Annotated in this window: 13 protein-coding genes, 2 pseudogenes and 1 riboswitch; of the genes and pseudogenes, 12 read left to right on the plus strand and 3 right to left on the minus strand. The window is 35.1% G+C overall.

The features are described 5' to 3' along the window. Positions 1-16 precede the first annotated feature (16 nt). The 3 genes from SJY24_RS12920 (at position 17) to SJY24_RS12930 (ending at position 1,583) form a co-directional block, all read left to right on the plus strand. Positions 17-862 (plus strand): exonuclease, encoded by an 846-nt coding sequence (locus SJY24_RS12920; protein WP_377864885.1) that lies wholly within the window; start codon positions 17-19, stop codon positions 860-862. Between the two features lie 180 nt (positions 863-1,042). After that, a complete protein-coding gene (locus tag SJY24_RS12925; protein WP_212087582.1) occupies positions 1,043-1,204 on the plus strand; it encodes a hypothetical protein in 162 nt (53 codons plus the stop codon). Positions 1,205-1,235: 31 nt separating this feature from the next. After that, positions 1,236-1,583: a hypothetical protein gene (locus SJY24_RS12930; protein WP_016092044.1), complete on the plus strand. Its 348-nt coding sequence runs from the start codon at positions 1,236-1,238 to the stop codon at positions 1,581-1,583. 348 nt (positions 1,584-1,931) lie between these two features. On the opposite strand, the pseudogene SJY24_RS12935 reads toward SJY24_RS12930, so the two are convergent. After that, positions 1,932-2,057: pseudogene (locus SJY24_RS12935) on the minus strand (DUF3898 domain-containing protein); the annotation flags it as partial. A 70-nt stretch (positions 2,058-2,127) separates the two neighbouring features. Between SJY24_RS12935 and SJY24_RS12940 the strand changes: the two are divergent. Beyond that, positions 2,128-2,793, plus strand: coding sequence for an LbetaH domain-containing protein (locus SJY24_RS12940; RefSeq protein ID WP_377864886.1), 666 nt, complete (start codon positions 2,128-2,130; stop codon positions 2,791-2,793). A gap of 32 nt (positions 2,794-2,825) precedes the next feature. Then, complete coding sequence (locus SJY24_RS12945) at positions 2,826-2,972, plus strand: hypothetical protein (protein WP_377864887.1); 147 nt, start codon at positions 2,826-2,828, stop codon at positions 2,970-2,972. Between the two features lie 50 nt (positions 2,973-3,022). Here the strand turns inward: SJY24_RS12945 and SJY24_RS12950 are convergent, their stop codons facing one another. Both SJY24_RS12950 and SJY24_RS12955 read right to left on the minus strand, forming a co-directional pair. Further along, positions 3,023-4,114: a DUF3900 domain-containing protein gene (locus SJY24_RS12950; RefSeq protein ID WP_377864888.1), complete on the minus strand. Its 1,092-nt coding sequence runs from the start codon at positions 4,112-4,114 to the stop codon at positions 3,023-3,025. 117 nt (positions 4,115-4,231) lie between these two features. Next, the gene (locus SJY24_RS12955) at positions 4,232-4,558 is read right to left on the minus strand and encodes a hypothetical protein (protein ID WP_098501387.1); all 327 of its coding nucleotides are present in this window, start codon (positions 4,556-4,558) and stop codon (positions 4,232-4,234) included. 465 nt (positions 4,559-5,023) lie between these two features. Between SJY24_RS12955 and SJY24_RS12960 the strand changes: the two genes are divergently transcribed. The 7 genes and pseudogenes from SJY24_RS12960 to SJY24_RS12990 all read left to right on the plus strand — a co-directional run. Further along, the gene (locus SJY24_RS12960) at positions 5,024-5,935 is read left to right on the plus strand and encodes a VanW family protein (RefSeq protein ID WP_377864889.1); all 912 of its coding nucleotides are present in this window, start codon (positions 5,024-5,026) and stop codon (positions 5,933-5,935) included. 224 nt (positions 5,936-6,159) lie between these two features. Then, positions 6,160-6,266: riboswitch (SAM riboswitch) on the plus strand. Between the two features lie 69 nt (positions 6,267-6,335). After that, positions 6,336-7,004 (plus strand): amino acid ABC transporter permease, encoded by a 669-nt coding sequence (locus SJY24_RS12965; protein ID WP_000667173.1) that lies wholly within the window; start codon positions 6,336-6,338, stop codon positions 7,002-7,004. 19 nt (positions 7,005-7,023) lie between these two features. After that, positions 7,024-7,785 carry an amino acid ABC transporter ATP-binding protein gene (locus SJY24_RS12970; RefSeq protein ID WP_377864890.1) on the plus strand — a complete coding sequence of 254 codons (762 nt, stop codon included), beginning with the start codon at positions 7,024-7,026 and terminating at the stop codon, positions 7,783-7,785. An 11-nt stretch (positions 7,786-7,796) separates the two neighbouring features. Then, on the plus strand, positions 7,797-8,588 hold the full coding sequence (locus SJY24_RS12975; RefSeq protein ID WP_098763315.1) for an amino acid ABC transporter substrate-binding protein: 792 nt from the start codon (positions 7,797-7,799) through the stop codon (positions 8,586-8,588). A 75-nt stretch (positions 8,589-8,663) separates the two neighbouring features. After that, positions 8,664-9,572: a VOC family protein gene (locus tag SJY24_RS12980; protein WP_377864891.1), complete on the plus strand. Its 909-nt coding sequence runs from the start codon at positions 8,664-8,666 to the stop codon at positions 9,570-9,572. A gap of 369 nt (positions 9,573-9,941) precedes the next feature. After that, the gene (locus tag SJY24_RS12985; RefSeq protein WP_000717620.1) at positions 9,942-10,244 is read left to right on the plus strand and encodes a hypothetical protein; all 303 of its coding nucleotides are present in this window, start codon (positions 9,942-9,944) and stop codon (positions 10,242-10,244) included. Positions 10,245-10,731: 487 nt separating this feature from the next. After that, positions 10,732-11,583 (plus strand): annotated as a pseudogene (locus SJY24_RS12990) (Tn3 family transposase); the annotation flags it as partial. Positions 11,584-11,764 lie beyond the last annotated feature (181 nt).

The raw sequence follows: 11,764 nt of genomic DNA on the forward strand, positions 1-11,764 counted from the left end.
GAAAGAGGTAAATAAATTGAAAAACGCTACACATTTCATTGTGTTTGATATTGAAAGGAATTTTAGGCCGTATAAATCGGAAGATCCGTCAGAAATAGTTGATATTGGAGCTGTAAAAATAGATGCGAGTACAATGAAGATTATTGGAGAATTTTCAGAGTTAGTAAAACCAAGTGCCCCATTAACTCGTCATACAACAAAATTAACTGGAATTACAAAGAAAGATTTAATTGGTGTAGAGAAGTTCCCTCAAATTATAGAGAAATTTATTAAGTTTATCGGAGAAGATTCTATATTTATTTCATGGGGAAAAGAAGATTATCGTTTTCTATCTCACGATTGTACATTACATGGTGTAGAATGCCCATGCATGGAAAAAGAGAGCAGATTTGATGTGCAAAAATTTGTTTTCCAAGCGTATGAAGAATTATTTGAGCATACACCAAGTTTACAATTTGCAGTGGAGCAGCTTAATTTAACGTGGGAAGGTAGGCAACATCGTGCTTTCGCAGATGCTGAGAATACAGCGAATATATTTCTTAAAGCATATAGTGAGAGAGATATTAATAAGCGATACAAGAGACATGGTGAGCTTGAACTTGTAAAGAACGGAAAACTAACAGAAAAAGCGAAAAAAAAGATGCGAAAATGGGCATTTAAAGAAATGAAAAAAAGTGCAGAGCGTCCTTTTGTATGGAGTGCATTTGAAAGTAGTGACACGTGGGAAAGTATAACGGAAAGATATTATATAAGTGAATCTGCAGTAGAACTTCTAAAAAAACACTTTCCTACTGCAGTGAGAAAGGCAGAGCGGCAACTTAGGTATTTGGCTGAGATGGAGGAGAATACAGAGGTTAAATGAGATTCTCCTCCATTTCTAACTACATAAATTTAATTTTATCGCTTTGACGGTGGATAAAGTCTTCATATTAAATAGAAATTAATTTGTTGTTATAATTGCTTTGAAAATAAAGGCGTAGTAAGAATTGTAAAATGTATTAATAAAATAAGAACTCATAGAAATGAAAGAGTGGACAGTAAAATGGAAGCGATCTTTAATATTTTAACCGTTTTAGTTTTTGGTGTAATATTCACGTTACTTTTAGCAGTAATTACACTTCCTCTTATAGCAAAGAAGAAGAATTGGAAAAAACTTAACATATCTTTAAACCGTGGGGTATTAACGATTAAAATAGAAGAGTAAGATAAGATTTTTATACAAGGGAGGTGTGATAGTGATAGACTTGGATATTAAAGACGTCAACGTACAGATGGAATTAAACGGAGTCTTTTGGAATGAGGATGGGATTGCTGAAATGATGGTGACTACAAAAGCGGAACATTCTCTTATTCTTCGTCTAGTAGTTGACCTAGAAAGTAAAACTATTCGTGCGATGAATGCCGAGATAGTGAGTGGGTTCTGCCCTCTATGCAAACAGAAAAAGAATGAATGTAGTGAACTTAATGACGCGCAAAATATAATGGATATTTTAGAAGAAGCCTACGATTGGGTGAGAGAGCATCCAGAATATCGTTTTCAATTATCTTTTTACGAGTACAATAAATTTGAGGTAGTGAAGTGAAATTTTAATTTTACCAACATACATAGTGACTAAAAGGACACCCAAAACTTATAGAAGGACCTTGGTCAGCTAGAAATATTGAAGTGAATATCTGTAATGGAAATACGCTTGTAGAGTAAGGAAGGGATCTACTTGACCTTACAAAAAAATTAAAAATAAGCATATTTTGTTGTAAAGCAGAGAAACCGATTCTTAGTAGAATCGGTTTTTAATATAAATGACAACTATGTTCCAAATAGCGAGCATGTAATGCTGTAAAACAAAAAGATATTAAATAGTTTGTTTATGTAAATAACGTTTAGTACATGGAAGCATTTATTCACTCCCGTTCGAATCATAAGAATACTGCTACTTCTTTTCAATCCGCTCAATTACATCCTGCAATTCATCTGGCCTCAGAAATTCGATAGGAGAGAACCCCTTCTCAAACGTAACCGAATCCATCAGCAAGTCTCTATAATACTTATTAATCTTTTAACAACTTGTCTCCAAAATAGCAGGGCGAACATAAAATGCTATATATGATTTTAAAGGAGATGTTTTCTTGACGAAAAGAAATTGTAGGAGTCATCAGCAGTCATTTGCCCCCTTTATCAGCCCAAATCCAATCACTTCATTTAATCCGATTCAACGTTATCCAAAAATTGATAAAACAGCTTTTATAAGTCCTTTTTCTAGTGTAATAGGCGATGTGAGAATAAAAGATAACGTATATGTTGCTCCTAATGTAAGCATTCGTGCGGATGAAGGAACTCCATTTTATATTAGTTCAAACACAAATCTGCAAGATGGAGTTATCTTACATGGTTTATTGAATAAATTTGTTTTTGTTGATGATAAAAAGTATTCGATTTATATTGGGAAAAAAGTAAGTGTTGCGCATGGCGCCCTCATTCACGGTCCTTGTTATATAGGAAATAAGGTGTTCGTTGGTTTTAAAGCAATTGTGTACAATGCGATTATTGGAGAAGGCACAGTTATTTCATACAATGCAGTAGTAACAAACGGTGTGCGTGTTTCGGCGAACAGATTTGTACCGCCTGGAGCCAATATAGACACACAAGAAAAAGCAGATGCGCTCATTCGAGTACCGAAAGACGAAGAGGAGTTTGCAAGAGAAGTACAACGTGTAAATCAAGAATTTCCTGCTTCTTATAACTTATTATTTGGTTCGCATCGCTGTTCTTGTGGAATGCCGTACAATCATTAAAAATCAGCAGTTTTTGAGATGAAGTGTTTATTATGCATGACAGTGGTTTAAAAGACTCGTATCCATTGAGAGATCGTGCTTCATTTGAAAAAAATGCCGGATTATACAATATAACATTAACAGATATACAAGACGGACACGTTACAGCGCATGTTCTTGATACGAAATGTTTTCGATAATAAAAAGACAATGATGGAATTTAACCCGTCATTGTCTTTTTTGCATTATTCTATTCGATTTCTCCTGGACTATAGCTATACTGTTGCTTATTCTCAATCCGCTCAATCACGTCTTGCAACTCATCCGGCTTCAGAAACTCAATGGGAGAGAAGCCTTTTTCAAACGTAAGTGTGTCAGCCTCAATCATTAATACATAGCGGTCGTTTACCTTTGCGATATGTATTAAGTCTCCGAAATCAGCAAGCAACGCCTTTACAGAGATATGATCTGCTTTTAACTTTAATTCTACTTCAGGAGCATGCTCGACGATTTGAGCGGTAGCTTCCATTACTTCTTCGGTTGAAAATTGTTCCATAATTTCGCGTTTCGGACTGGCAGCCCATACTTCCATCGCTTGGTCGAATTGTTCGCGTTCTTCAGTACCTTCTTCAAATACATCTTCAATTTGGTCGTATACCATGTCCATTACTTGTGTTTTCATAATTTCAGGCATAGAGCGTTCGTATTCGACGAATTTTAAGAAGTCTTCAAAGTAGCGGGCATGTGATGCTTGGTGAATTTTTAGCTCGCCTACTTCGACCATACCTTCTTCAGGCATGTATGGATATTGGATAGATTTCATATTCTTTGTTGTGATGGCCATTTCAACGTTACGAATAAGCGTTGATTCATCAGAAATGGAAGCAACCTTTGGTTCGAAGTCACATTTCATAACGAAAACGAATGAATCATCAAAGTATTTGCGTAGTTTTGCTTGCGCAATTAAAAATACACCACCGCGTACAGCGCTTGTGTCAAGATATGTATAAACGAGAGGTTCGCTCATATCTTTGAAGTTTTCCTTAGTTTCTGCAAAGCGAATGCGATTAAATAGGTTGTAATGAGGGTTTGAATCAAGTTCGTGTCCTTCTTCTACAATGAAGCGACCGATCTTTGTCGGAGCTTGTTCTGTTTTCGCATGACGTTCTACTTTTCGCTTTGAAATTTTTAATAATTCGCCATTCAAAAATTCTTTTAAGGAGCTATCTTCATATTCTTCAGCGTCTAATGTTTGAAAATGTTTGTAGCGTTTATCAACAGCTTCACCTTTTCCTTCTACTTGTACAACATAAAAGGAAAGATAATTTATTTCAAAATCCATATTTATCACCTTGTTTCATTTCATTAACTCTTATCAGTATAGAGATGGAAAAAACTTTCGTCAATTTATATAAGGAAGGGGGAAGTCCCTTCCTTATATATTTTTTAGTTTTCGAAATTAAAATCCATCTTCTAATGCTGAAAATGGAATGTTTAGTCTGTTTTCAACTGTACGTAAACGCTGGTTTAAGCGATTTAATCTACGCGTATGTCGCTCAACTGTGTTTTCTAGTTGTCGTACTCTTTGCTCAAGCTCATTTACTCGTCGTTCTAGTTGACGGTTTCCAGTACCGGGGAAAGAGATTGGAAGTTGAAATTGGCGATTTTGATCATATGGATTAACTTGTTCGGATTGATCTATATATTGTTGGTATTGTGCCTGTAAATCATACTGAGGTTGGTAACCATATTGGTTATATGGATCATAAGGATTGTAGGGATACATAAAAACATCCTCCATTTCTTTATAATTAGGTTGAATTCACCATAATGTATGTGCAAAAGCGGAGTAGTGGCACGGCAAATACCTATATGTGCTGAAGGAATTGATTGTTTGGATCTATAAAAATTCGGTTTCAGTTGTTTAATAATGATCATATATGAGAAATCAGCATTACGTTTTATGAAGCATGTAGGTAAATAAAGAGGTGAAATGAAAGAGTTTTACAATTGTATTCCACCCGTTAAATGGTATATACTGGATGGGGATAGGTTACATAAAAGTTACAATCTTATCAAACTCAAAAATTTATATAAATATGTATAGACATTTACAAAAGAAAAGAGTAATTTAAATAGAGTAAAAACAATTTGTAACATTTTCTAAATATATTGTAAAACGATTGTAACAAAACATACATAAAATGAAATAAAACTTAAGAAATAATGTTGGGGAAAAGGAGAGAGTATATTGTTCCGAAAAGTAAAGGGTATATTAGTAGGGGTACTATGCGTAGCTGTAGTAAGTGGCTGTGGCGCAAAAGTAAGTGATGTGGCATTAGTGAGTGATATTGGTGGGAACGTTGTTGAAGCTAAGGCTGATGTACAGGATACAATTAGCTTGGTTGATGGGCGTACTGGTACTGAAGTGAAAAAATTAGATTTATCGAGCTTAGGTTATTTTGAAGATGAAGCGAAATTCAAAAAATCGGTAACGAAGGTTGCAAGTGAAGTTGGGAAAAGCGTTGACAAAAAGATGGTTCCTTCACGTATAGCTCCTGATGGATCATGGCAAGAAGGAAAGCCTTCTTATGAATTAATGGAAAAAGAATTAGTAGACAAATTATTAAATGTAGGTATGTGGGATTCATCTTATCAGTTGCCAATTGTGGAGAAAAAACCTGTCGCAGCATTAAGTGATGGGCAAGGAAGTGGTACTGTAATTGGTAGATACGAAACAAATTTAGGTGGCTCAACAGGTGGCCGAATTGAAAATATTCGTTTGTCTGCAGCGAGCATAAACGGAGTTGTATTGGCAAAGGGAGACAGTTTCTCTTTCAATGCATTAATCGGTGATACAACGCCAGATAAAGGATATCAATTAGGAAAAGAAATTGTGGATGGTAAATTAGTAGATGGTTATGGTGGTGGTGTTTGTCAAACATCATCAACTCTATACAATGCAGCCGATCAAGCTGGTTTGAAAATGGTAGAGAGAACTACACATTCTAAAACAGTAGGTTATGTCCCGCAGGGAAGAGATGCTACAATTGCGTATCCATATTTAGATTTAGTATTTGAAAATACAAATGATGCGCCTGTTAAGCTTTATATGGGCATACAAGGCGGAAAGTTAGTTGCTGAAGTACATAAGATGAAATAAATATCATAAGTTATAAGAATAAAAGATTGGAAGCCGGTATTTCTAAGTTTGTTAGAAGTACCGGCTTTTTGTGTACGGTGTATAAAGAAGAGTAGTTTTGATGGCATATTGTTTGTATGTACGAAATAAGTATAAATTTAATTCTTAGTTTTCCTATTGACATTGTTTTAATTTAGCTGTATTCTTCATAATAACAACTTAATAAATGGAAAAATTTATTAGTTTTCTTATCAAGAGAGATGGAGGGACTGGCCCGATGAAATCTCAGCAACAGGCTACAAAAGTACTGTGCTAATTCCAGCAAACGTATGAAGCGTTTGGAAGATGGGGGGAAATGGATTAACATTCAACTCTTCTTATATGTGTAAGAAGAGTTTTTTGTTTAGAGAGGGGGGATAGAATGAAATTTGATGTAACGTATTTTTTAGAAAGTTTCCCGCAATTATTTAAGTATGTATACATAACTTTAGGGATTACTGTTGTTTCCATGATTATTTCTTTCTTTATAGGGATTGGCTTGGCAATCATAACAAAAAACAAAACAAAATTTTTATATCCAATTGCAAGGGTATATATCTCTTTTTTTAGAGGAACACCGTTATTGGTTCAATTGTTTGTGTTGTATTTTGGATTGCCACAAATATCTCCGGTTTTTACAGTACTTACAGCTATGCAAGCAACTTTAATTGGTCTCAGTTTAAATAATGCTGCTTATTTGTCAGAGATAATTCGAGGTTCATTAAATGCTGTTGAATCAGGGCAAATGGATGCTTGTTTATCAGTAGGGATGACAAAAGCACAAGCGATGCGGCAAATTATCTTTCCGCAGGCTATTCGTGTAGCAGTGCCGTCACTTGGAAATAATTTTGTTGGATTGTTAAAAGAATCTTCGTTATCTTTTGCGCTTGGGGTGGCTGAAATTTTAGCACAAGCAAAAATGCTAGCGGCGCAATCGTATCGTTATATGGAAAGTTATTTAGCGGTAGCGATTGTGTACTGGGTTATAACAATTGTAATTAGCTGGGGGCAGAAAAGGTTAGAAAAGAAACTTGATGCACCGTATTTATAGCAGAAATGAGGTGAAGTATGTGATTGAGATAAGTGATTTGTATAAATCCTACAAACATAATGAAGTGTTAAAGGGAATTTCGCTTACTGTGAAAAAGGGGGAAGTGGTAGTAATTATTGGACCTTCTGGTTCAGGGAAATCGACATTACTACGATGTTTAAATTTATTAGAACAACCGAATGATGGAAGTATTAGAATTGAAGATTTAGAGATTCATACGAAAAAAATTTATAAAAAAGAAATAATACAATTACGGCAAAAAACAGCTATGGTTTTTCAAAACTATAATTTATTTAAAAATAAAACAGCATTGCAAAATATTACAACTCCATTAACGGTTGTACAGAAAAAAAGTGAAGAAGAGGCAAAGGGAATAGCGAGAGAAATATTAAAACAAGTAGGGTTAGCTGATAAAGAAGATTTTTATCCAACGATGTTATCAGGGGGGCAACAGCAAAGGGTAGGGATTGCTAGAGCAATGGCTTTAAATCCCGCTGTATTATTGTTTGATGAACCGACTTCTGCGCTTGACCCAGAATTAGTTAATGAGGTACTGCAAGTTATTAAAGACCTGGCAAGACAGAATATAACGATGGTTATTGTTACACATGAAATGAATTTTGCAAAAGAGGTGGCTGATCGCATTATATTTATGGCGGATGGAATTATCGTAGAGCAGGGAACGCCAGAAGAGATTTTTCGAAATCCAAAAAATGGACGTACGAAAAAGTTTTTACGACAATTAAATGCATCTGAAGAAGGAAATCATTTCGTTATTTAGGAGGAAGGGTTATGAGAAAATCGTCATTGTTACTAACAATAGCATTAACACTATCAGTTGGAGCTTTGTCTGCATGTGGTTCTAACGTATCAAGTGAAAAAACGAATGAAAAAGTAGTGAAAGTTGGGACTTCAGCAGGTCGTAGTCCATTTATTTTTAAAGAGGGTGAGAAAGTAAAAGGTTTTGATGCTGAAATTATTGAAGCGGCTGCTAAAAAAGCTGGATATAAAGTAGAATGGAATGTTTCTGATTTTGAAGGATTATTTGGTTTATTAGATTCTGGTCGTATTGATACGATTGCAAATGAACTATCCGTTTCTCCGGAAAGAAAAAAGAAATATGATTTTTCGATCCCATATGTGTATTCAGGATCTGTTTTCGCGGTGAAGAAAGATAATAATACAATTAAATCGATAGAGGATCTGAAAGGGAAGACTGTAGGTGTTGGACTTGGTACAGCAGGAGAGCAAGAGTTAAAAGCTTTAAATAAAAATAATGCTTTTACGATTAAAACGTACTCAGAGGATCCGACAGCGGAATTGAATGAAGTAGGATTTGGACGCGTCGATGCTTATTATAATGATAAAGTTCAAGTGGAAACAACAATAACAAAGGCAAAACTAGATAATGTCAAAGTTGGATTTGGTCCACTTGAATGGGGAGAGATTGCATTTCCATTTGCAAAAAAGAGTGAAAAGTTAGAAGATATAAATAAGGCGTTAAAAGAATTAGAACAAGATGGAACATTAAGCGATATATCGAAAAAATGGCTAAAAGTTGATGCTACAAAAAAACAAAATTAAGGTGTATTCGTTGAATGGGCCTATTGCCTATCAACTTACATAAAAAACTAAAGGGAACTGGAGAGGAAGTTATTCATGGTACAAATTCATCCGAAAACACGTATTGGTCATGTTGCATTTAAAGTAAAAGATCTAGAGCGTCAAATTGCCTTCTATGAAAATGTAGTAGGATTAGAAGTAATTAAACAAGAGGAGAACAAAGCACACTTAGCTGGAAAGGGTGGTAAGAATACGTTACTTGTTCTTGAGCAGTTGGAAGATGCAGCGCTACAAGAACCGCGTACGACGGGTATATATCACGTTGCCTTTTTAGTTCCGACTCGTGAAGCTTTTGCTTCGGCACTATTTGGTGTTATTCGCAATAAAAAGGTAATTGATAGTCCGGCTGAGCAAGAAGGGCGTTATACATATTCAAATGAAATTTTACCAATTTCAAGGTTTAATAGCGCAAGTGATCATACGTATAGTGAGGCATTTTATTTACAAGACTTAGAGGGTAATGGTATCGAAATATATGCAGACCGTCCGAGTGATCAGTGGGGAGAAGGGCCAGGAGGAAGTACGCCACTTGATTTAAAAGAACTAGCAGTGCTCGTTGATTATGAGTTTGATGGCTTACCAGCCGAAACGGTGGTTGGACACGTACATTTACGAATAGCTGATGTGGAGAAGTCACATGAGTTTTATGTAGATACAGTAGGTTTTGAAGTACAACAGCGTGAAGATGATTGCTTATTCATTTCGGCAGGAGGCTATCATCACCATATTGGTGCAAATACGTGGAACGGGGTAAATAATCCACATCCACCAGCACATGCAACGGGACTAAAAGTGTATACGATAGTACTACCGCATAAAGAAGCGTTAGATGAAGTGAAAGAAAGATTAATAGAAAAACAACATGAAATAAATGAAACTACAAATGGATTTACTGTAGTAGATCCAAGTGGTATTACAGTGCAGTTTGAAATAGAAGCAGTATAAAGTGAAACTTTAATTAGTGGGGGTTTTGTTCATCCCCCACTGATTATTAGCCTTCACCAATCGGGTGTTTATGAGCAGTTAATCTCCCACCACTATGAGAGGTAAGTGAAGGAAACCGATACAGCTTGTGCGTATGCAGTGCATTTTGGTCTGGGTCACAGTCTTTTAACGTGGTCGAACTACAGGAGGAGTAAGCATATTCCCGATGGATCCATTTCCATACTTCCATTATCTAGGGAAATCCCCCAGTATCCAAGACTAAATTTTACCCATACATCATTTTTTTGATGTAGCTCTTGAAGATAAAAACTATTTAATTTTCAAGGAACAGTTATTAACTTAAAACCTATTATACGAGGAGGGTGTATCATGAAAAAAATATGCTTTGTATTAATTGTCGACGCTGGTATAAATTATGGTTCAATATTTTCTCTACCATTTTTAAGGAATCAGGATGATTTGAAGGGATATTTTTCTAAGTATTATGATGTTTCAATTAATTATATTAGGGATAAAAACTCAGTTGACTATTTGGTAGTTCCCAAACCGTGTCCACCTTTTGATAATGAAAATAATCTTCCAATAATTGAAGTACCAGCAATCTTATTTATGGAAAAGGATTTTGAAAAAATAAAGACTTATATAGACAATTATTTTTCTAATAACTCATAAAGAAAATAAAAGTACAGTAAAAAGAAGTCCGATAAAAAACGAGTGGCGTAGAATATTTCTATTAATCATTCGTTTTTTATTATATTTACATATATTTTTTAAAAGAGGATTATAGACGTTCTGAAAAAAATTAATTATAACAAGAACAGTGTTCGTGCTACTATCTACGGTTATTTTTTGTACTAAGTACCCCTTTAACTAACAAGACAACAAAAAATAATTAACATATTAAAGTGAATAATGTTACAAACAATGTAAGGGCTTTCTCTTTGAGTTTTAGCTCTGAATAATAAAGATAGTTAAATCACTAAATGGAGGAGCAGGTCAATTTTGTTCCTTGTATAGTAAATTGTTACCTATCTCTATTGCAGGTTGTATGGCAGGTAACAGTAGCAGTTGTAGCGAAATGCAGCATTACACAGAATATCTTCATAAATACTGTTAATAATAATTATTTTTTCAAAGTAAGATAATACAATAATATGGAGGAGCAGGTAAAGGTGCTACCATTTATCGCTTTGTGAGTGATCAATTCTCTAGCTTTTATACAAAAGTGATTAATACGAATGCTAGGGATACCGTTCATGTCATTGATGGTTTACTACATCACGAAACAGATTTACATATTGAAGAGCATTATACTGATACAGCTGGATATATAGATCAAGTATTCGGTCTTACTCATTTGCTAGGGTATCGCTTTGCCCCAAGATTAAGAGATATTTTGGACTCGAAACTCTACACATTTGAAAAGCCTGAACAATATCCTGATATGGAGAAATTGTTACGCGGAAGGATTCATAAAAAAGTCATTCAAGAGAATTACGATGATGTGTTAAGGTTAGCACATTCCGTTCGGGAAGGAACAGCGTCTGCGTCTCTTATTATGGGGAAGATTGGTTCTTATTCTAGGCAGAATAGTCTTGCAAAAGCGATAAGAGAAATGGGACGAGTTGAAAAAACTTTATTTATTTTAGACTATATTTCTAGTGAAACGTTACGCCGGCGCATTCAAAAGGGATTAAATAAAGGAGAAGCAATGAATGCCTTAGCAAGAGCTATTTTCTTTGGAAAACATGGTGAACTTCGAGAGCGTGCACTGCAAGACCAATTACAGCGTGCCAGTGCATTAAATCTTATTATAAATGCAATTAGCATTTGGAATACCGTATATTTATCCCGAGCGATTGAGCATATGATGGAAGTAGGAAAACATCAGGAGTCTTTACTTGCCCATATTTCACCTTTAGGTTGGGAGCATATAAATTTCTTAGGTCAACATAAATTCGATATTAACAGTTCCCATTCTATTCGATCATTACGCCCCCTTAGAACATAAATGAAGCCCTTGATTTTCTGCTTAGCGTATAATTTCCGCGTTTTGTCGGCAGGACCCCATGCCCATCAAGCTAAGCTTATATAAGTTTAATTTCATGTGAAATCCTTTCTTTTTTCTAAAGATCCAGTGTAAGTTCTTTAAAGACTTGCATACCAAATAAACCCTAACGGGTTTCATTTTT

The sequence above is a fragment of the Bacillus sp. R86525 genome (assembly GCF_042466195.1).
Classification (GTDB): Bacteria; Bacillota; Bacilli; order Bacillales; family Bacillaceae_G; genus Bacillus_A; species Bacillus_A nitratireducens.

Bases quoted from the DNA above. Each gene is read 5' to 3' on its own strand.
- SJY24_RS12925 (WP_212087582.1), top strand. From the start codon at position 1,043: ATGGAAGCGATCTTTAATATTTTAACCGTTTTAGTTTTTGGTGTAATA.
- SJY24_RS12945 (WP_377864887.1), top strand. From the start codon at position 2,826: ATGCATGACAGTGGTTTAAAAGACTCGTATCCATTGAGAGATCGTGCT.
- SJY24_RS12985 (WP_000717620.1), top strand. From the start codon at position 9,942: ATGAAAAAAATATGCTTTGTATTAATTGTCGACGCTGGTATAAATTAT.
- SJY24_RS12955 (WP_098501387.1), bottom strand. From the start codon at position 4,558: ATGTATCCCTACAATCCTTATGATCCATATAACCAATATGGTTACCAA.
- SJY24_RS12980 (WP_377864891.1), top strand. From the start codon at position 8,664: ATGGTACAAATTCATCCGAAAACACGTATTGGTCATGTTGCATTTAAA.
- SJY24_RS12965 (WP_000667173.1), top strand. From the start codon at position 6,336: ATGAAATTTGATGTAACGTATTTTTTAGAAAGTTTCCCGCAATTATTT.
- SJY24_RS12950 (WP_377864888.1), bottom strand. From the start codon at position 4,114: ATGGATTTTGAAATAAATTATCTTTCCTTTTATGTTGTACAAGTAGAA.
- SJY24_RS12975 (WP_098763315.1), top strand. From the start codon at position 7,797: ATGAGAAAATCGTCATTGTTACTAACAATAGCATTAACACTATCAGTT.